The sequence below is a fragment of the Methanoregula sp. genome, assembly GCF_023227875.1.
In the GTDB taxonomy this organism is placed as follows: domain Archaea; phylum Halobacteriota; class Methanomicrobia; order Methanomicrobiales; family Methanospirillaceae; genus Methanoregula.
On sequence record NZ_JALOCH010000007.1, the window covers coordinates 19,542 to 37,874 of the forward strand.

The 18,333-nt window shown below is 54.8% G+C and carries 25 protein-coding genes and 2 tRNA genes; 3 read left to right on the forward strand and 24 right to left on the reverse strand.

The window, feature by feature from the left end:
• Nucleotides 1-5: 5 nt before the first annotated feature.
• The 21 genes from M0R30_RS08635 to M0R30_RS08735 all read right to left on the reverse strand — a co-directional run bounded on the left by M0R30_RS08635 (nucleotide 6) and on the right by M0R30_RS08735 (nucleotide 13,829).
• Nucleotides 6-1,343 (reverse strand): RNase J family beta-CASP ribonuclease, encoded by a 1,338-nt coding sequence (locus tag M0R30_RS08635; RefSeq protein WP_292545905.1) that lies wholly within the window; start codon nucleotides 1,341-1,343, stop codon nucleotides 6-8.
• Between the two features lie 68 nt (nucleotides 1,344-1,411).
• Nucleotides 1,412-2,503, reverse strand: coding sequence for a type 2 isopentenyl-diphosphate Delta-isomerase (gene fni, locus M0R30_RS08640; protein ID WP_292545907.1), 1,092 nt, complete (start codon nucleotides 2,501-2,503; stop codon nucleotides 1,412-1,414).
• 5 nt (nucleotides 2,504-2,508) lie between these two features.
• Nucleotides 2,509-3,264 (reverse strand): isopentenyl phosphate kinase, encoded by a 756-nt coding sequence (locus M0R30_RS08645; protein WP_292545909.1) that lies wholly within the window; start codon nucleotides 3,262-3,264, stop codon nucleotides 2,509-2,511.
• Entirely contained in the window at nucleotides 3,257-4,126 is an 870-nt protein-coding gene (gene mvk / locus M0R30_RS08650; RefSeq protein WP_292545911.1) for a mevalonate kinase, read from the reverse strand. The genes M0R30_RS08645 and mvk overlap by 8 nt, the downstream gene beginning before the upstream one ends.
• A 1-nt stretch (nucleotide 4,127) precedes the next feature.
• Nucleotides 4,128-4,922, reverse strand: coding sequence for an MEMO1 family protein (locus tag M0R30_RS08655; RefSeq protein WP_292545913.1), 795 nt, complete (start codon nucleotides 4,920-4,922; stop codon nucleotides 4,128-4,130).
• A gap of 70 nt (nucleotides 4,923-4,992) precedes the next feature.
• Nucleotides 4,993-5,604 carry a 30S ribosomal protein S2 gene (rpsB, locus tag M0R30_RS08660; RefSeq protein WP_292545915.1) on the reverse strand — a complete coding sequence of 204 codons (612 nt, stop codon included), beginning with the start codon at nucleotides 5,602-5,604 and terminating at the stop codon, nucleotides 4,993-4,995.
• Nucleotides 5,601-6,788 (reverse strand): phosphopyruvate hydratase, encoded by a 1,188-nt coding sequence (eno, locus tag M0R30_RS08665; protein WP_292545917.1) that lies wholly within the window; start codon nucleotides 6,786-6,788, stop codon nucleotides 5,601-5,603. Before eno ends, rpsB begins: the two co-directional genes overlap by 4 nt.
• Before the next feature lie 6 nt (nucleotides 6,789-6,794).
• Nucleotides 6,795-6,968, reverse strand: coding sequence for a DNA-directed RNA polymerase subunit K (locus M0R30_RS08670; protein ID WP_292545919.1), 174 nt, complete (start codon nucleotides 6,966-6,968; stop codon nucleotides 6,795-6,797).
• A gap of 63 nt (nucleotides 6,969-7,031) precedes the next feature.
• Nucleotides 7,032-7,106: transfer RNA gene (locus M0R30_RS08675), tRNA-Pro, on the reverse strand.
• Between the two features lie 22 nt (nucleotides 7,107-7,128).
• Nucleotides 7,129-7,317: a DNA-directed RNA polymerase subunit N gene (locus M0R30_RS08680; protein ID WP_292417527.1), complete on the reverse strand. Its 189-nt coding sequence runs from the start codon at nucleotides 7,315-7,317 to the stop codon at nucleotides 7,129-7,131.
• Nucleotides 7,318-7,347: 30 nt separating this feature from the next.
• The gene (locus tag M0R30_RS08685) at nucleotides 7,348-7,749 is read right to left on the reverse strand and encodes a 30S ribosomal protein S9 (RefSeq protein ID WP_292545921.1); all 402 of its coding nucleotides are present in this window, start codon (nucleotides 7,747-7,749) and stop codon (nucleotides 7,348-7,350) included.
• Between the two features lie 10 nt (nucleotides 7,750-7,759).
• Nucleotides 7,760-8,188, reverse strand: coding sequence for a 50S ribosomal protein L13 (locus M0R30_RS08690; RefSeq protein ID WP_292545923.1), 429 nt, complete (start codon nucleotides 8,186-8,188; stop codon nucleotides 7,760-7,762).
• Nucleotides 8,189-8,195: 7 nt separating this feature from the next.
• On the reverse strand, nucleotides 8,196-8,561 hold the full coding sequence (locus M0R30_RS08695) for a 50S ribosomal protein L18e (protein WP_292545925.1): 366 nt from the start codon (nucleotides 8,559-8,561) through the stop codon (nucleotides 8,196-8,198).
• On the reverse strand, nucleotides 8,558-9,388 hold the full coding sequence (locus M0R30_RS08700; protein WP_292545927.1) for a DNA-directed RNA polymerase subunit D: 831 nt from the start codon (nucleotides 9,386-9,388) through the stop codon (nucleotides 8,558-8,560). Before M0R30_RS08700 ends, M0R30_RS08695 begins: the two co-directional genes overlap by 4 nt.
• Complete coding sequence (locus M0R30_RS08705; protein WP_292545929.1) at nucleotides 9,388-9,786, reverse strand: 30S ribosomal protein S11; 399 nt, start codon at nucleotides 9,784-9,786, stop codon at nucleotides 9,388-9,390. Before M0R30_RS08705 ends, M0R30_RS08700 begins: the two co-directional genes overlap by 1 nt.
• A 3-nt stretch (nucleotides 9,787-9,789) precedes the next feature.
• Complete coding sequence (locus M0R30_RS08710) at nucleotides 9,790-10,389, reverse strand: 30S ribosomal protein S4 (RefSeq protein WP_292545931.1); 600 nt, start codon at nucleotides 10,387-10,389, stop codon at nucleotides 9,790-9,792.
• Nucleotides 10,390-10,391: 2 nt separating this feature from the next.
• The gene (locus M0R30_RS08715) at nucleotides 10,392-10,853 is read right to left on the reverse strand and encodes a 30S ribosomal protein S13 (RefSeq protein WP_292545933.1); all 462 of its coding nucleotides are present in this window, start codon (nucleotides 10,851-10,853) and stop codon (nucleotides 10,392-10,394) included.
• Between the two features lie 34 nt (nucleotides 10,854-10,887).
• Nucleotides 10,888-10,971 (reverse strand) — tRNA-Ser (locus tag M0R30_RS08720).
• Nucleotides 10,972-11,370: 399 nt separating this feature from the next.
• Complete coding sequence (locus M0R30_RS08725) at nucleotides 11,371-12,522, reverse strand: restriction endonuclease (protein ID WP_292545935.1); 1,152 nt, start codon at nucleotides 12,520-12,522, stop codon at nucleotides 11,371-11,373.
• A gap of 544 nt (nucleotides 12,523-13,066) precedes the next feature.
• Nucleotides 13,067-13,300 (reverse strand): hypothetical protein, encoded by a 234-nt coding sequence (locus M0R30_RS08730; protein WP_292545937.1) that lies wholly within the window; start codon nucleotides 13,298-13,300, stop codon nucleotides 13,067-13,069.
• Nucleotides 13,301-13,472: 172 nt separating this feature from the next.
• Complete coding sequence (locus M0R30_RS08735) at nucleotides 13,473-13,829, reverse strand: hypothetical protein (RefSeq protein ID WP_292545939.1); 357 nt, start codon at nucleotides 13,827-13,829, stop codon at nucleotides 13,473-13,475.
• Between the two features lie 337 nt (nucleotides 13,830-14,166).
• Between M0R30_RS08735 and M0R30_RS08740 the strand changes: the two genes are divergently transcribed.
• Both M0R30_RS08740 and M0R30_RS08745 read left to right on the forward strand, forming a co-directional pair.
• A complete protein-coding gene (locus M0R30_RS08740) occupies nucleotides 14,167-14,412 on the forward strand; it encodes an AbrB/MazE/SpoVT family DNA-binding domain-containing protein (protein ID WP_292545941.1) in 246 nt (81 codons plus the stop codon).
• Nucleotides 14,406-14,654, forward strand: a complete 249-nt coding sequence (locus tag M0R30_RS08745; RefSeq protein ID WP_292545942.1) for a type II toxin-antitoxin system RelE/ParE family toxin — start codon at nucleotides 14,406-14,408, stop codon at nucleotides 14,652-14,654. The genes M0R30_RS08740 and M0R30_RS08745 overlap by 7 nt, the downstream gene beginning before the upstream one ends.
• Before the next feature lie 209 nt (nucleotides 14,655-14,863).
• On the opposite strand, the gene M0R30_RS08750 is transcribed toward M0R30_RS08745, so the two are convergent.
• The 3 genes from M0R30_RS08750 to M0R30_RS08760 all read right to left on the reverse strand — a co-directional run bounded on the left by M0R30_RS08750 (nucleotide 14,864) and on the right by M0R30_RS08760 (nucleotide 17,211).
• Nucleotides 14,864-15,253, reverse strand: a complete 390-nt coding sequence (locus M0R30_RS08750) for a type II toxin-antitoxin system VapC family toxin (protein ID WP_292545944.1) — start codon at nucleotides 15,251-15,253, stop codon at nucleotides 14,864-14,866.
• Nucleotides 15,253-15,480, reverse strand: a complete 228-nt coding sequence (locus M0R30_RS08755) for an antitoxin VapB family protein (protein ID WP_292545947.1) — start codon at nucleotides 15,478-15,480, stop codon at nucleotides 15,253-15,255. The genes M0R30_RS08750 and M0R30_RS08755 overlap by 1 nt, the downstream gene beginning before the upstream one ends.
• A gap of 138 nt (nucleotides 15,481-15,618) precedes the next feature.
• Nucleotides 15,619-17,211: a hypothetical protein gene (locus M0R30_RS08760; protein WP_292545949.1), complete on the reverse strand. Its 1,593-nt coding sequence runs from the start codon at nucleotides 17,209-17,211 to the stop codon at nucleotides 15,619-15,621.
• Nucleotides 17,212-17,476: 265 nt separating this feature from the next.
• On the opposite strand from M0R30_RS08760, the gene M0R30_RS08765 reads away from it, so the two are divergent.
• The gene (locus M0R30_RS08765; protein ID WP_292545951.1) at nucleotides 17,477-18,259 is read left to right on the forward strand and encodes a DUF4013 domain-containing protein; all 783 of its coding nucleotides are present in this window, start codon (nucleotides 17,477-17,479) and stop codon (nucleotides 18,257-18,259) included.
• Nucleotides 18,260-18,333: the final 74 nt, after the last annotated feature.

Sequence of the window (18,333 nt, forward strand, 5' to 3'; positions counted from 1 at the left end):
TCCTCTTAATTGATCCTGATGCGCTGGCCGTTCCCCACCAGGTGGACCGTGGAGTGAGGCGTGTACCCCATCTCGCCGGCAAACTGGGTGTAGGCCGCGGTCATCTTCAGGTTCCCGTGGGCGGGTACGATGTGCTGGGGGCAGAGTAGCTGGACCAGCTCGAAGTGGTCCTCCCGGTACGCGTGGCCGCTCACGTGCAGGTCTTCGAAGACCCGGACACCGGAAAGCCCGAGCCGGGCATCCACCATGTACCGCTGGCCGGTGTTCATGGGACTCGGGATCACGTTCGCCGAGAAGATGACCTTGTCGCCGGGCCCCAGCTGGTAGGGGGTGTCCCCGGTCGCCATGCGGGTAAGGATCGAGCCCGGCTCGCCCTGGTGCCCGGTGACGATGGGCAGGAACTTATCTTTCCCGTCCTTCATCATCCGGCGCAGGGTGCGGTCGACCGTCCGCCGGTTCCCAAAGACACTCGTGGTCTCGGGAAACGAGACGAGCTTCATCTGTTCAGCGGTGACGGAATACTTTTCCATCGAGCGGCCGAGCAGGACCGGTTTCCTCCCGATCTCGTGGGCGCATTCCGCGATCGTCTTGATGCGGGCGATGTGGGAGGAGAAGGTCGAGACGATGAGCGCGTTTTTATCGTCCTCGTAGCTCGTGATTGTATCCCGGACCAGGTCCCGTGCGATCCGCTCACTCGGGCACCGTCCCCGGCGGTCGATATTCGTGCTCTCCACGATGAGGGCGAGGACACCTTCCTTGCCGATCTGCCGTAAGCGGGCAAAGTCCGGGGGCTCGCCAATGACCGGGGTCCGGTCAAACTTGAAGTCCAGCGCATAGACAATTGCGCCATGGGGGGTATGGAGGACCGGGGTCACCGTGTCGATGATGGAGTGCTGGGTGCGGACAAACTCCAGGACGAGGTCCTGCGAGAGCGTGTACCGCTGCCCGGCCTTGAGCGCTAAGAGCTTGTTGTTCACAGCGGACTTCTGTTCACCCGCAATCTGCTGGCGGATTAGTTCCGTGGTATAGGGAGTGGAGATGATCGGTGCATTGTACCGGTGTGCAATCTTCGGGACCGCGCCGATGTGGTCGAGGTGCCCGTGCGAACAGACAATGGCTTTTACGGACCCGTCGATCCCGTTCAGCAGGGTATCGTCCGGTATTGCCTTGATCTTGATCAGGTCAAGGGCGTTCATAGACTCGATCTCCGCGTCCTCGTGGACCACGATCTGGTCCAGGCGGAGCCCCATATCAAATATGACTATTTCCTTTCCGCAACGGACGGCGGTCATATTCCGCCCGACCTCGTTGTATCCGCCCACTGCAATAATTTCTATTTCCATGTTGTATCTCCTGTGTGTCTGGTCCACGGGTATTCTGCTAAAAATTCCCGTTCATTGTGGTTATTCGTTTACCGCCGGATCCGTGCCGGGTTGTCCTTGTCGATCTGCTGGCGTGTGTGCCCCGTGAGGTAGACCGGTGCCTTCCGAAGGTCGGTGATCCGTGCCGACCCGGTCAGGAACATGGCCGCGGTCAGCTCCCGGTGGATCGCATCGATCGTCCGTGCAAGGGCCTCGTCGCTCTCCATCGCCGGCTTCAGGAGCGGGAGGGCCATGCCGCAGAGATCAGCACCGAATGCCAGTCCCTTGGCAATGTCAAGCCCGCTCCGGACACCGCCGGAAGCGATGACCGGCCCGCCGGTTGCAAGCACCTCGGCAAGGCTGACCATGGTGGGTATACCCCATACTGAGAAGTCCTGCCCGAGGGTCCTGAGTGCCTTGTCCTTTGCACTGGCACCCTTGCCTGCTCGCACCGCTTCGACCGCGGCCCAGGACGTCCCGCCCCAGCCGCCGATATCGATGGCCCCGACACCTGCACCCCAGCACTTCCGTGCCGTGGCCGCAGAGATCCCGCACCCGGTCTCCTTGACAATGACCGGGGTCTTGAAATTACGGCAGAGTTCCTCGATTGCGGCAAAACAGCCGACCGCGTTGTGGTCGCCTTCCGGCTGGATCGCTTCCTGTAGGAAGTTTAAGTGAATGGCCAGTGCGTCTGCACCGATCATCTCAACGGCCCGTTCCGCCCATTCGATCCCATGGTCGCGGAGCTGGACAACCCCGAGGTTGGCTACAAGGAAGGCATGCGGCGCTTCATCGCGAACCACCGCAAACGTGTCTGCAAGTTTTTTGTCCTCAAGGGCAGCCCTCTGCGAGCCGACACCCATGCCGATCCTGAACTGTTCTGCTGCCCGGGCGAGCCGTACGTTTACGTCTTTTGTCCCGGGATGTCCCCCGGTCATTGCCGATATGAAAAGGGGGGATGAGAAGGTGTGGCCGAGGAACCGGGCCGAGAGGTCGAGTTTCCCCATGTCGCATTCCGGCAGGGCATTGTGCACGAACCTGATATCGCCAAACCCGGCGTCCCCGCACTCGACATCCTCCTCTGCGCAGATCCGCAGGTGGTCGAGTTTCCGCGACGATGTCAGCTTCACCTTGTCTCCCATTCTTCTCACTCTCCCCGAACAATCGTCCCGCCATGGGCGGACCCGCTAAGGAAGTCCGCCACCCGCGAGACATGAAAGATATCCGACCCGATCCCCGCATCCGCGAGGCCGAGCAGTTCATCGATCTTCCCTCTCATTCCACCGGTAACATCGGTATGCTTCGAGTCTCCGATATGGAGGGACGCGATCGTGTGCCGGGTAATCTCCGGCACAACGCGTCCCTCATCCAGCACTCCCGGTACATCGGTGGCGAGCCCTACGCGGCGGATCTGTAATGCAGCCGCGAGATATCGCACGAGCTGGTCGCCCGATACGATACAGGCACCCCGGGAGAGGTCCATCACCACGTCGCCGTGGATCACGGGGACCATCCCCAGTGCCAGCATCTTCTCAAGGTGCCGGCACTCGAACGAGAGGAGCCTGCCGTTGTCCGCAACCGCCACGTGGAACGGGTGGACCCCGGCTGCCGCAACACCCTTTTTGCGGAGTGCTGCAACGACCGCATCGTTGAGCCCGCTGACCGCCCGGTGCGTGACATAGATCCCGTCGGTCTTCCCGCGAGCGGCCCCCACATCGAGGTGATACCGTTTTGCCTCAGGGTGCCCGCAGGAACCGGCACCATGGATAATGACGATCCCTTCCGTCCCTGCCTCCGCAACTGCCGCGGCGATAGTGGCAAGGCTTTCCCGGTTGATTGCGCAGTCGGCGCTCTTATCAGTAAGTATGCTCCCGCCGAGTTTTAAAATTACCCCATCAGACATTTTTCTCCTTTCGCACGCCTTCCGTGTCAATGCTGGTGATGATCGCCCGTGCATCGCAGGCCTCGATCGCACCCGCGACCCGGTGCTTGAGCTGCCTGGGGCAGAGGGCGATCATGCTCCCGCCCCCGCCGGCTCCCGTGATCTTCGCGCCGAACGCTCCTGCGGAACGTGCCGCGAGCACGAGCCGCGAGAGCTGCGGGTGCCCGACACCAAGGGCATCGAGGAGCGCGTGGTTCATGTTCATGTACCGCCCGAGTTCGCGGGGGTTGCTGAGGTGGTGGATCGCCGCGAGGCTCACACCCTGGATCGCATCCAGCACCGGGTCCACGATCTCCGGGTGCTTCTTCCTGAGTTCTGCCACCAGCTCAACCATCTTCGAGGTGCTGTGGGAGACGAGCGAGTCACCGATCACGAGGTGTATGTTCTGGGGGGGGAGCCTCCGTCGCGAACCACCCGAGATCAGGACGATGCCGCCATACGTGGAAACCGTGGTGTCCGTGGGGCTCGCCCGCCCTTTCTGCACGGTCTTCTCGATCTCGAATGCCATGTTGGCAATGTCCTCGCGGGTCTTGTGGAGAGAGAACTCGTCATTGATGGCGGACAGCGTTGCAACGGTCACTGCAGCCGATGACCCGAGGCCTGACGAACTCGGGATCTGCGAATTGAGGTATACACTGCCCACGACGCCCATCGCTTCGAAGCAGCCATCGATATAGGGGGACTTCGCCTTCGTGGCATGCCGGGTGTTCCGCACCGTAACAAACACGCGTGGCTTGATTGCCATCGCTATGCCGGGCTTGCCGTATACCACCGCATGCTCACCGAACAAAAATACCTTGCCCGGCGCACTCCACGTTGCCAACCTAGATCACCGCAATACCGGCATATCCCACGACCTCGCGATAGTCGCCGGTTGTCTCACCGCTCGTCGCATACCGGATCAGCTCAGCCGCCTTTGCCCCAAGGCCGGCACAGGCAGTCACCATCGCGGTGATCGGCCCGTACCCGCAGGCCGTGACACGCCGCTCTTCGATCCGCCGGTAGAACTCCCGGGTATCAAGAGTTTTCAGCGGCTCGATCGCGTAGAGGTCGTCGTCCCTGGCCTTCTGCTCCGGCACATAGTGCGAGAAGTCGCTCGATGCCACGATCCTGACGTCCCGCCGGGTCTGCCGGATTGCCGTGAGGATCTTCTCGCCAAGCCGCAGGGCACCCGCATAGTCCTGCTGCCCCATCATCACCGGAGCAATCCGCGCCCGCGGGAACCGGTACTTGATGAAGGGGACCTGGACCTCGATCGAGTGCTCGTCCCGGTGTGAGAACTCGTCCGTCTCGATATCAAGGGCCCTGACGAACTCCGCGTCGGTATCGACAACGCCGAGGGGGGTCTCCCACGGGACCTCGGAGACACACGTGAGGTACCCGCGGTGCGACGGCCCGATCACGACAAAGGTACCCGCAAAGTCCCGAGGGAGAGTCGCGAATGCCTGGGCGGCAACCTGACCCGAGTAGATGTACCCGGCGTGGGGTGAGACAATGCCGAACGTATTCCCTGCCTCCCGGGCTTTCGTGCCCGAGAAAAACTTCCCGAGCAGCTGCTCCAGGTGGGAGGGCTCACGCGGATAGAACATGCCAGCCACTGCGCATGAACGCATCATCATCAAATCAACCCTCTGGTGCTCCTCGTATATCCAGATATCGGTTGCGGGAAAAAAGTGAGACCGGAGTATTTTAGAACTCGGTCTCGAAGTCTTCAGCAGTGAGGGCCGTCGAGATACCGCGGTGCCTGAGCATCTCGCGGGTGAGCAGGAAGTAGATCATCGAGAGCGCCTTCCGGCCCTTGTTGTTGGTGGGGATGACGAGGTCGACAAATTTCGTCATGTTGTTGGTGTCGCAGAGCGCAACAACGGGGATACCGCACTGGACCGCCTCGTTGATGACCTGGGCATCGCCGATCGGGTCGGTGACGACGACAACCTCCGGCTCGATATAGGCCTGTAAGACGGGGTTGGTCAGGAGGCCCGGGATGAACCGGCCGGTGGCGGACATGGCGCCAATGGTATCGGCGAACTTCTTGGCCGGGTACTGGCCGTACTGCCGGGAGGTGACAACGAGGATGTTCGGGGCCTCGTACTGGTTCAAGAACTTGGCAGCGGTCTTGATCCGGGCGTCGGTCTCGCGGATGTCGAGGATATAGAGGCCATCGCCGCGGACGCGGTAGATGAACTTCTTCATGTCCTCGCTCTTCTGCTGGGTGCCGATGTGGACACCGGCTGCCAGGTACTCCTCGACGGGGATGAGCGGTTCTTTCAGTTCAATTTCCATTTCATTTACGTGGGTCATATCTGTTCCTCGATGCGAATCAGTTCGTTCAGTTTTGCAATGCGTTCCCCGCCGACAATACCGCATTTTAGGAAAACGCAGGAGAATGCAGTGGCAAGGTGGGCAATGGTGGTATCGGTTGTCTCGCCGGACCGGTGGCTCATCACCGTGTCCAGTCCGTGGGTGTGGGCAAGCTGCACTGCATCGAAGGTGTCAGTGAGCGTTCCCACCTGGTTGGGTTTTATTAAGACACAGTTTGCGGCATCCCGCTCGATGCCCTGCAGGATGCGGTCAACCTGGGTGACGAAGATATCGTCACCGCAGACCAGGCAGCGGTTACCGATCTGGCTGTTGAGTTCGCTAAACGCGTCGAAATCGTCCTCGTGGAGGGGATCTTCCACGTAGACAAGGTTGTACTTGTCCACGAGTTCTGCAATGTAGGCGATCTGGTCTTCGGTCGAACGGGCGGTGGAGCGGTACTTGTACTCCTTCCCGTTCCACATCTGGCTCGACGCAACGTCGATACCCATATCGACCGAGACATTCATCTCGTCTGCGACTATTCCGGCCGCTTCGGCAATGAGCTCAAATGCGTGGGCATCGTCGATCTGCGGTGCCCATGCACCCTCATCACCCTTGCCGGCGGCTTTCCCCTGTTTCTTTAAGAGTTCCTTCACCGTGTGGTGGACGGCCGCGTTTGCGAAGACTGCCTCTTCTGCATCCGCCGCATCCCCGGGGACGATGAGGAACTCCTGGATCTCGGTCGCGTTTGCCGCGTGGGCCCCGCCGCCGATTACATTCCCGAGTGGGAGCGGGATCTCCTTGGCAAATGCCCCCCCGAGGTACCGGAAGAGCGGCATGTCCATCGATGATGCAGCGGCCTTTGCGTTTGCAAGCGAGAGGGCAACAGCGATATTGGCGCCGATCCCGGAGAAGTCCGCAGACCCGTCGATGTCACGGAGCTGTTCGTCGAACCCTTCCTGGTCACAGGCGTCGATACCGATGAGTGCAGGGAGCACGTTCTGGATCGCATTGTCCACGGCTTCCCGCGGCGCCCTGACTTTTGCCTCAAGGGTGCCGGTACTGGCACCGCTCGGGGCCGCCGACCTGCCAAAACCGCTTGAAGTATAGACATCCGCCTCGACGGTCGGGTTGCCCCGGCTGTCAAGGATTGTCCGCAGCTCGATAACCTCAATGATCGTCATAACGCCCTACTTCCTCTTTACCGTAATGGGGATGGTGTTGTTGTTGTATTCCTCGATCGCAATCTCAAGCGGATCGATCCGTGTCGTGGTGATAAGTAACGGAGCACCCATTGATATCTGCAGAGCCCTTGCTCCAATGATCCTAGCCCGTTCATACCGGGTATATGTCTGCGTCTGCATTCTCGTCCTCAGGTTGAAATGATTTTTTTAAATGATTTTTTTGGATTTTCCTTGTCTCTTGAATGGGGTCGCTGAGATTCGAACTCAGGTCACTGCGTCCCGAACGCAATAGGATGGTCCAGGCTACCCTACGACCCCGCGTTCATCATGTCAACTGCTTTTACTGGTACGGGTTGAGCTCATCAATGATCTCTTTGTGCGTCAGGAGCATCCGCCGGCAACAGTACCGGGAAATATTGAGATCGTCGAGGATCTTTCTCGGATCCTCGCCTTTCTCTCTCCTGACCCTGAACTCTTCCCATGCTGTGGAGATCGGTTTTCCACAGGTGAAACATCGTACGGGTATCAAGATATCTGACCTCTCATCATATATTCTGGTTTAACGATAAGACTTTTGGAACTTTGCACGTGCACCTGAGCCGTGCGGTTTTTTCGCTTCTTTCTGCCGGGAGTCGTTGACAAGCAGCGTCCGGTCATATGCCAGGTAGATGTCCTTCATCGCAGGGTCGTTGTGCCACTTGATGATGCCCCGGGCGAGTGCCGTCCGGACCGCTTCTGCCTGTCCCATGACACCGCCGCCGGCAACGTCAATGATGACATCGATTCCGTTGACCGCGTTGGGGATGAGGAGGATCGGCTCGGCGATCTTCATCCGGGTCGTGTCAGAGCCGTATGCCTCGAGAGGAACGGAGTTGACCCGGATCACACCTTTGCCGGCCTTTAAGGTCGCCCGTGCGATCGCCGTCTTGCGTTTTCCGCTTGTGTTGATGATCTTTACCATGATGGTCACCTTAGAACTTTGCTCCGAGGAACGTGCTCACTGCCGCGAGCGTGACGTGGTTCGGGTTGTTCAGACGGTTCATGTGCGCCTCTTCAGGCACTTCCATCTCTTTTCCGACAAACTCGACCGGGACGCCGACATAGCACTTGATATTCTTCATGGCCTCGACGCCACGGGGGCGCTTGTAGGGGAGCATGCCGCGGATCGTCCGCTTCATGAGGTGGTCCGGCCGGCGGGGGACAAACGGTCCCCAGCGGTTGCCGGAGGCACCGCGTTCCCTCTTGTGCCGGTAGTTGGCGAGCACCCGTGCACGACTGCCGGAGATGACCGCTTTTTCGACATTGACAATGGCAATCTCTTCACCGGCGAGCCCGCGCTGTGCGACAAGGCTTGCAAGGCGCCCGATAATCATTCCATCACCGTTGATTATGGTAACCATGTCTTCTTCACCTCAGGATCCGGACACCGCTGCCTTTCGGGTTGTCCCTTATGAGCTGCTCGATTGTCATGCATTGTCCCTTCGCGTCACGGATCTTGCTGGTCGCCGATGCTGAAAAGTTCAGCGCCGCGACTTTCACGGACTGCTCCAGCACACCGCTGCCCAGTACCTTTCCCGGGACGATGATCGTCTCGCCGTTCTGGGCATAGCGGTTGATCTTGGACAGGTTGACCTCGGCATAGTTCCGGTTCGGGGTCTCGAGCCTGCTTGCAATCTCGCGCCAGATCTTCGCCTCATTCTCGCGGCCCTTGTTCTTCAGGAGCGAGATGAGACTGGTAAGACGGGGGTTCGTCTTCTCTACAATTCTTGTCATTTCTTTTCATCCCCTGATAATTCGCCAAGCTGTTTTTCCAGCTCGTCTGCCCGCTCCCTGATAGACAGGAGCGCACGGTTCATGATCTCTTTTGCCGGCAGCGACCCGTCGCCCTCGACCACGAAGATAAATCGGTCGGGTTCGGCGGTTATTTTTATTGCCGGTTCATCCCCGATACCGCTCGCAAGGCATGCCCGTTCACAGAGCTTGCACATGGAACAGTCGGGAAGTTTTCCTTCTGCAACCTGGACTTTCTTGCCCTTCGTTTCGAGAATTTCGCGGGGGCACTCCTCGATGCACATACCACAGGCATCGCAGACATCGCTGATCGTAATGACCGGGTGGTTCTTGTACCCGCATACGAGCGTTGGCTGCCATTTTGCGTGGGCCTTCCCCGTGTTGAGGATGGCGCGTGCCTCGATGACAAGTTTCTGTCCTTTCGTGAGTTTCACGATTGGGATGTTGTCATACACCGGCGCTGCGCCGGGGTCCTGGGGGATGAGGTCACTGGAGGTGACCGTCCGGGGGCCCTCGACGCTGAGGGTGTAGGTGGCCGTGCAGCCGGTGCATCCGGCACCACCGCACGAGCAGGTGTCCTGAGTCGAATAGGTCGTAAGGTCTGTCTTGATGGGAATGAGCCCGATACGGTGGGCCAGCATCTCGTCGAAGAGTGCGCTCGTGTTATCGTAGATGCGCACATCCTCGATCGCGAGGGTGGGTACTTCACCGATCATTGCCCGCCTGAAGGCGTTGGCAAAGGCCGTGCTCGCTCCCGAGAGCGTGAATCGTGCGAGGGAGTCGTCCAGACTGGCGAATTCGATCTCCATCACACTCTCCTTCCACGCCGGCCGCCTTTCGTGCGGCAGGAGTCGTGGGGGATTGGGGTGACATCTTCAATGCGTCCGATGCGCATGCCCGCGCGGGCAAGGGCACGGATTGCAGCCTGGGCGCCGGGCCCGGGGCTGCGCTGCTTGCCGCGGCCGGGTGCACGCACCTTGACATGCACGCCGATGATACCCTTCTCGCGGGCATTCTGGGCCACGTTCGAGGCCATCTGCATTGCTGCATAGGGGGAGCTCTCGTTCCGGTCCTGCTTGACGACCATACCACCGCTGCTCTTCGTCACGGTCTCCGCACCGGAGAGGTCCGTGACGGTGATGATCGTGTTATTGAAGGATGCAAAGATGTGGGCGACGCCCCATTTTTCCTTGTCATTAGCCGCCATTGTCTATCTCCTCCCTCGTCCCTGGTACCCGCCGAATCCGCCGGGTGCGGGCTTGGGGTTGGATGCTGGTTTTGCGATCCGGATCTTCTCTGAGTGTGAGTCGGAGACGAACGGAGAGGTGCCGTAGTAGCTGATCTGCGACTCTTCAATCCGGTTCACGCTGTAACCGGGGATGGTGACACGCCGGTTGCCGATTGCAATGTGGCCGTGGGTGACCATCTGCCGGGCCTGCTTCGGCGACCGTGCGAGTCCCTTCCGGTAAACAATGGTCTGCAGGCGGCGCTCGAGCTGGGTCTGGATCTTGAGCGCGAGGACATCTTCGATATCCGCGTCAGGTCCAAGGAGTCCGTTCCTCTGGAGAGAGGTGATGAGCTCTGCCTTCTTCGTGTCGTAGAGCGCTGCATCGTGAGCACCTGCACCGTGAGAGAGCAGGCTGCGGGCACCCTTGCGGTACTTGCGCAGGTGTTCCTGTGCCTTCCAGACTTCACGCTTATTCCGGAGACCGTATTCGATGACGAGACGGGTCTCGGACTCGATACGGGACTTCTCCCACGGGCGCTTGGGCGTCTGGTAAGACTTGTGGTTCTTGCCTGGGTATCCCATGATCAGCTACCTCCCGCAGTCTTCCGCTTGACACCGACGGTCGTTCCAGTCCTTCCGGTCGACTTGGTGCGCTGTCCGCGAACCTTCTGGCCGGTCTCGTGGCGGATGCCACGGTAGCAGCGGATCTTCCTCATCAGGTTGATGTCTTCATCCTTGGTGAGGGCGACGTCGCCACCAAGCAGGTGCTTGGTCTCTCCGGTGTACACGTCCTTCGGGCGGTTTGCCATCCAGGTCGGGATCTTTCCGGAGTATTCTTCAACAGCGGTGCGGAGCCGGTTTACCGATCCCTCGTCGAGGCGGCCGAGCAAGGCATACTCGTCGACCTTTGCCATACGGGAGATCACCGTTGAGGTATGCCTGCCGACACCCTTGATGCCGGTGAGGGCGACCCTCACGGACTTGGTACCGTCCAGATCGGTGGTGCCAATCCTTACGAAATATTTTATGTCTTCTTCCTGAGCCATCCAATCCCCTCGATTGTGAGACTGTCTCTTTTAGCGCTGAGGGGGAGATTTGAACTCCCGAGTCCTTTCGGACACAGGTTTAGCAAACCTGCGCCATACCAGGCTTGGCTACCTCAACAGAGGAATCTCGCATCTTACTACAGACACTCGCAGCAGATAATCCGCTGCTCCATGAATGGTGCTTTATTATATGGTAGGGTTGGGGTAATAAGTGTTGCGGGGGAGTCAACTGTGAGCGGAGCGAACTGTTGACTTGAGAAGAAATCTGAAGGATTTCTTCGAATTAGTGACCCTTCCCAGACGGGATGGGGCGAACTTAAAGAGGAATCCCGCAGCGATCCTTCAAGTGACAAGAGTCACGACCGTAGTGAGAATATTTACTGTGCTGATCGGGTCGGTTAATTGCTTACTATCTAAGTATACGTGTATGGTATTTGACAGCGCCCGATCAAATTAGATAGAAGAAAAACGTCTTGACATCCAAAAAAACTTCTTTTCTTATTAGATTTCTTATTCATCAATATTCATATCGTCTCTCGCTCTGAAGTTCTTTTTTACATTTTGAACAGTATTTCCTCGTTTTCATTTTTCCGCCTCCGCATCGTGGGCATATTCTTTTATCGTCATTAATTTGTTTCTTAACTTCAGCCTTCGCTATTCGTTCTTGCTTTTTTATCTCTCGTGCTTGTTTTTTCTTAACTGCTGCATTTTGTTCAGCTTCGCGTTTTGCTTTCTCTTTTTGTTTTTCTTTCTCAATTGCATTAAAAATTTGATCGATATCGAGATTCAAGAGATGTTTCTTCACCAAATTATGGAATGTATCTTTGTCCCATAATTCAATTGGAGCGTTCTGGGCTTGCGTGATTGCAGGTTTTGTGTAATATGACGTTGTAACAAAAATACACTGAGTCGCATGATAAAAATTCATACTGCCTAAAAGTTGTTGTATCAATTTATTTCCAACAAGATTTTTTTCATTATGCCTTTTACATTGAACCGCAATGATTTTGTTTCCTTTTTTTGCAATAATGTCAGTACCATAATCTCCAGTTTTTTTTGTTACTTCGGTCTTGTATCCCATCTCTTGCAATAATCTGGCTACGAAATGTTCAAAGTCGAACGGAGACATATTTTCAAAATTGTTTGCCAGTCCAATTTTGATCTCTAGTAATTTCGGGATCTCACTAAAGCTAACCCATTTTCCATCAAATAATTCAAATCCGGATTTTTTTTGAGTTCTGATAAATTCCATTTGGGCAATAGTATCATCGATTTGTTTTGAGATATCCCGAATTCTTCCGTCATCTCTCTCTATGAGTGTTTTAATTTTTTGAATATCATTTTGGATAACAATGTAATTATTTTGAAGATCAGAAATCACGGTCTCGATTTTTTTATTTCCTAAAACATTCCTCACAGACTTTAAGGGTCTAAGCAGGCTTGGTTTTTCATTAATTATCTGACTTTTTTTCATCTCAATTTCTTTTAATAAGGACAATGAATTAGCTTTTTTGCTCTCAATTAACTGAATATTCTCGATTTTATTCTTCTCTACCGACTCCAAATTCTGACAATAAGTATTTTTTTGATGTTCTAATTTTTTTAATAAATTATCACTATCAGAATTGATTTGCATTGTTCCCAAGTAAATGACATTGATAGTATTCATCTTTTAATTATCGTTGAAAAAAATAAAACAAATTTAACCGTAACCGCCCTAGCCCTAACCATTGATATAATGTCCCAAAACGTACACCCCTCATACGAGAAATCCACTATTACCGATGTAAACCTGGATCCAAAAACTGGCTCACGGTTCAGCCACATCCGCAGTCAGGCCAAAACCCCGTTTTTGTGTCCAAATACTGCTAAATACCGTCATTTTCTATCGACGTGAAAACAGGCCGGACATGCTGAATTACCGCGTCATTTTCCGGAATTACCGCTTCCCGGGTGGCCTGATCCCTCCCGGGGGCAGGGAGTCTCCGACGGAGACCCGGGACCTGAAGAGAGTATCTCCTCCGGCATCCTTGATTTATTGCTTCTCCGACGTGAAAAGGAGTTTATATACTCCTGGCAGATGCTCTACCCGATCAGAAAAGGAGATGGGAGGTTCCAGATCGCCCCCCTCTTGCGCCACCAGTCCCAAAAGGGGGACGGGGCGCATTGCGATGACACGAGTAAATCCGGTAAATCTTTCTCAAGTCTTGAGATTATTCCGGTAATGCCTGTGTCATCGCAACCGGGGGAAGACCGCCGTTGCCACAGGCAAGGGGGGTCTCGAGAAGATGCGAATGCATCTTCGCTGTGCCCACGCAGCGGGATCCGAATGGTTCATCTGAACCATGAGGATGAGAAGAATCCATCAGGATTCTTCGAAGCGTGCTAAAGAAGTCGAAGAACGCTGATGCGTTCTTCTCCAGCCAGCGGTTCCTTTCAGGAACCACCGTCTCCCCCAAGAGCGTCAGACCTCCTCTTGTCCTTTCAGTTCCGGAAAAAAATCCCGAGAAAAACCGGAAAAGGATCCGGATATATTTTTCCGGTTCACGAAATCTCCCATGACCCAGAAAATTTTTCAAAAATATTTTTCAAAAATTTTTACAACCCGCCCCCCTACCCCTACCCCCCAATCACCTTCCCATCCCTCCCAATCTCCACAATCTTCTCAGCAGTCACCCGGAAGAACCGCCACGTCCCGTACCTTGACCGGAGCCAGAGCTCGCACGAGACGGCCGTGTCCTGGGCAACCGAACGCAGTCGCCGGATCTTCTCATCGCATTCGCGGGCGATCTCCGCGAGGAGCATCCGGATATGTTCCGTATACTTCACGCTGATAAAAGCCGATGGCTTCGTTCCGGTGATCGTGAAATCGTACAGCATCTCCGGGCCGCGCTCGGCCATCTGCACGGTGCCACGGACTTTCGCAATCGGGATCGCATCGGCGAGGGTCTGGTGTGCACGCGGCCCCCGGCTCATGCGGCACGCTCCCGCACCAGTGTCCCGGCCGTGGCCGGTGGATCCGGATGATGCTCCGGATTGGAAACAAATATGCAACCCATATGACAGAAGAGAATGATAATTTTCGTGATATATTATTATGATTTTTCAGGTTCCTTCATGGAACCCGGAAGTTATACGAAAGCCGGGGAAAACCTCCGCAACATCCGGTGTTGTCCCGGGACAGCAGGATTGGATGGTTCCCCCTTCACACAACCGCCAGCAGAACCACCAACCGGCATACACCGTGCGAAAACTCTTATGGAATAACGTAAGACATATCTTACTGATTACCATGGACGTTGCCATAACCAAAATGAGTTCCAAAGGCCAGGTGGTCATCCCTGCCTCGATGCGAACCGATCTTCCCGAAGGAGAGAAGATCCTGATCATCAGGGAGGGGGAACGGATCATCCTAAAACCACTTACTGATATCGAGCCGGCACTACGGGACGACATCCTGTTTGCGGAAAAGACAGAAAAGGCATTTGAGGAATATTCAAAGGGGAACTTCACGAAGAAAAAAGCTGGTGACTTTTTCGAAGAGATGGATTCATGGTAACCGTTGCTTACCACCCTCGCTTCGAAAAGACGATCCGGAAGATCAGCGATGCCCGGCTCAAGGAGCATGTGAAGCAACAGATTATCAAAATCATAGAGAATCCATCGATTGGAAAACCGATGCGGTATTGCCGGAAACAGACCCGCGAGGTTTACGTACCCCCGTTCCGGTTATCGTACTGGTTTGACCGGCGCAAGGATACGATTGTCTTCCTCGAACTCTATCACAAGGATGAACAGTAGTTCCCGGTTCCGGTTCACGGGTAAACCCACAATCGGATTTGCGCGGTTGTTAACCTTTTCTCCCACAGATTACCCCGCCGCCATTACAAACACCAGTCCGGGCATTGTGCAGAGCGGAGTCATGGGCAATTACCTGGCAGAGACATCCGCCCGGTCCCCCAAAAAAATATTGTGAAATCGTACCGGTCCGGTAGCGGGGATACAAAAAGTCAGTACCCGATGACCTTCAGTTCCGGTACCTTCTCGAAATGCCGGTCGCAGGTGATGATCTCGCCATCATGACATAGGGTCATTGCCCCAATGACTTCATCGAAATCCCCAATGGGGTTCCCCGAAAGACACAACCCGGCCGAAAGCCTGCCGAATACCGGAAATATCATCTCATCGAAAGGGAGTATGGTGAACAAGGCAAGTATCTGCTCAGCCTTTTCCACATTCCGCCGGTTCTTTGAGATGTACGCTCCCTTGAACAATTCCATCGCAGTGATGGCGGTGGTGGAGAGCGCGATCCCCTGCATTTCATATTCGTGGTAAACGCTGAGCGCGGCGGGATCGCGCCTCATCATATCGATCAGGAATGATGTATCAGCAACCGGCATCAGAACTCAACCTTACGGAGCTTCGCCTTTCGCATCTCACGCGAGACCTTCTCAACAGAATCCGCAAGCTCAGTACAATCTCCAATCTCCCTGAGGACCTCAGAAAGTTTCTTCCGCTTTGGGTAATGCTTCACGATCACATCGGAGAAACTCGTCTTCTCATCACTCTTGAGACTCTTCAGCCGCTCATACGCCTCTTCAGTGATGCTGATGGTTTTGGTGGCCATGATCAGTTCTGTGTATGTATGTGTATTTAAAAATAATCGCGGCAGGGATTTGGCAGATCCCCCGCACATCCCACCGCCAGCAGCAGTCCAAGTGTAACGCGGAGCGGGGTCATGGGGTAATCATCATATCAGGATTATTTATGTATGGTCACGGCTGATTGGGCAGAGCCAGATCCCCCCGGCATTCTGGAATATGATGTTGTTCCCTGAAACAGAGGGAGACAACTGGGGGAATGTTCCTGAAGGGCAGACGGGCGATTCAGTGCCCGTGGTAAGATCATACAGATGACTGTCCTGTTCCGGCACATCGCTCCCCCGGAACTCCCATGACGTCCAGATCGCAAGATTGCCGGACAGGGAAAAGCGGCCAACATTTCCCGGTGAACTATAGTTCAGTACCTGTTCCTGACCCGTGGTAATATTATAGAGATGCACCGTTGAAGGCACCGCCACTCCGGCATCACCCCAGAGGACCCGGTTATCGTGGATATAAGGGGGCGATGCTGAATTATTGACGGGTACGGCATTGATCTTCCTGACCGATCTATCGGTGATATTGTAAAGGAAGTAGTCTTTGTGATACGGGCCATTATCGTTCCGCCCATCCTCCCAGACAATCAGATCATCATAAATTGAAGGATAATTCTGGGGGGAGGGATCGGGCAGGATGCGGGACTCGGTCCCGTTCCGGATATCGTAGAGAAATATATCATAGTGATAGAAACTGTCTGCAATCGTGACATTGTAATTATCAGGCTTTGTACTGTCCTGCCATACTACGTAATTACCATGGATATCGGCAAACCGCGGGCTCTTCGGGTTCGTGCAGATACATGTCCTGTTTCCTGAAGATATCTCGTATAAGACAAGGCCATTGGTCTGGTCTCCGGAGACACATTCCCCCGTATCGGCCCAGACAATATAATCTCCTGAAATTTTCGGGGGGCTCAGGCCAAATGGTTCAGCATTGATTTCCGTAAAGTTCCCTGTCGAGATGGTATACAGGGTAAGTCCACGCTTACCATTGTATACCCACGACCACACGACATGATCACCATCAATCATCGGTGATTCCATGCCAATAAGCGAGGGTCCGGTCAATCGGATGATCCCGGTCTTTTCATCACGGTAATACGAATGCAGGTACTTTTCCGAGGGATAAATATCTGTGATGTCGGGGTGCTGGAAATCAATCGCGTCTTTTGCATTGTAAATGACATGCAGCACCGAAGAAGTGTCTTCCCTGAATGCTTCCTTATCAACAGGCATGATCCAGTATGTGTCATCATCCAGTGTTACTGAACCGACAATAAACGAGGTAGGACTGATCGTAATCAGGACAGAACTGTTCGTTTCGTTCTGTAATACCCCGGAATAGGATTTGAAACCACTATCTGTATTCACGGATGTCAGCTGCGTTAATTCCGCCAGATACTCTTTCCCGCTGATGCGGATCCCGAGTGTCCTGGACGATTGTATTTTACGAAGGATGGCACGGGAATCAAATTTCACTACATCATACCTGCTTATCTCAGGGAACAGGTTCAGCAGGGCCGGATCATCGACCCCTCTCATCTCCAGATCAGAACCGGATGTTGCATCCGGGACAACAACCGTTGTACTGCCGGGAATTTCAAGTAACAATTTACTGTTCTCATCGACACATCCCGTTGCGAGCAGCATAGCAACCATCACAAGAACAAGGGCGAACGTAACACGGAGCAAAGTCATGGGGCAGTCACCGGTGTCTGAGAATAATAACCTGAACAGAAACGTTGGTTCCATCAGGTAAATATATTGTGAAATATTTTTTGTTTCGCAATGATTACGAAACCGGTAGGGTAAAACATCTTAAATGGTGAGTCCCCAATTTTTCCCGGGTGTACATCACCCATCAGGTTACCTACACTATTTTTTATAAATTGCCGCCATACAATCACCGGAATAGATCATACGGGCGGATCGTTCCCGGATATTCCGTGAGGTGAAACCAATCGTGGATGTTGGAATATTATTTGACAATGCCCTGACGTACATCAGGGAAGGCATATACCGGCAGGGTGGCCGGTGGTTGAAACTGATCCTGGCAACGATTCTCTTAGGCATCCCCATGGCCGGTTACGTGATGCGGATCTACCGTGGCGCGACCCCTGCACCGGAAGTCGATGACTGGAGAAGCCTTGTTGTGGATGGTTTAAAACTCGTAATCGTCAGCCTGATTTACGCAATCCCGGTTATCATCCTTTCCCTCATCCCGTATGCGATGGTTACTCTGTCCGGCACGACAAGGGGACCTGCCGGGAGCGTTACATACATGGATCCAGGAACCGTAGGCGCAAGGATTGCCGGATTGCTGCTCCTGATGCTGATCATATTTATCCTTGAAATTATCATCGCGATCCTCCTTCCCATCGCATCCATCCGGTTTGCGAGAAGCGGACGGTTCTCCGATGCCTTCAGGTTCGGGGAAATCCTCGCGTATATCAGGAAGATTGGGTGGATCAACTACCTTATCGCATTGCTTCTTGTCGCCATCGTGATCGGTGTCCCGATCTTCATCCTCTACATGATCGGTCTCTTTGCCGGCTTGGCTGTAGCGTTTACTGCAGGGGTTAATCCCTACCTTACGCTCGCCCCGGTTATTCTCATCCTCATCATACTTGTCCCACTCATCCAGACGTTCCAGGCACGGTTCCTGACGGAGGTCTACGACAGCGTGCCGGCTGCGGCAACGGGGACCGAAGACCTGGCAGCGCCACCGTCCCCTCCTCCCTCGTGATTTTTTGCATTCATGGAGAGGTTGCCGGGTAGCGTCCTGATTCGGTGGGGTGGAGGGGGGCGGACGGTGTACTT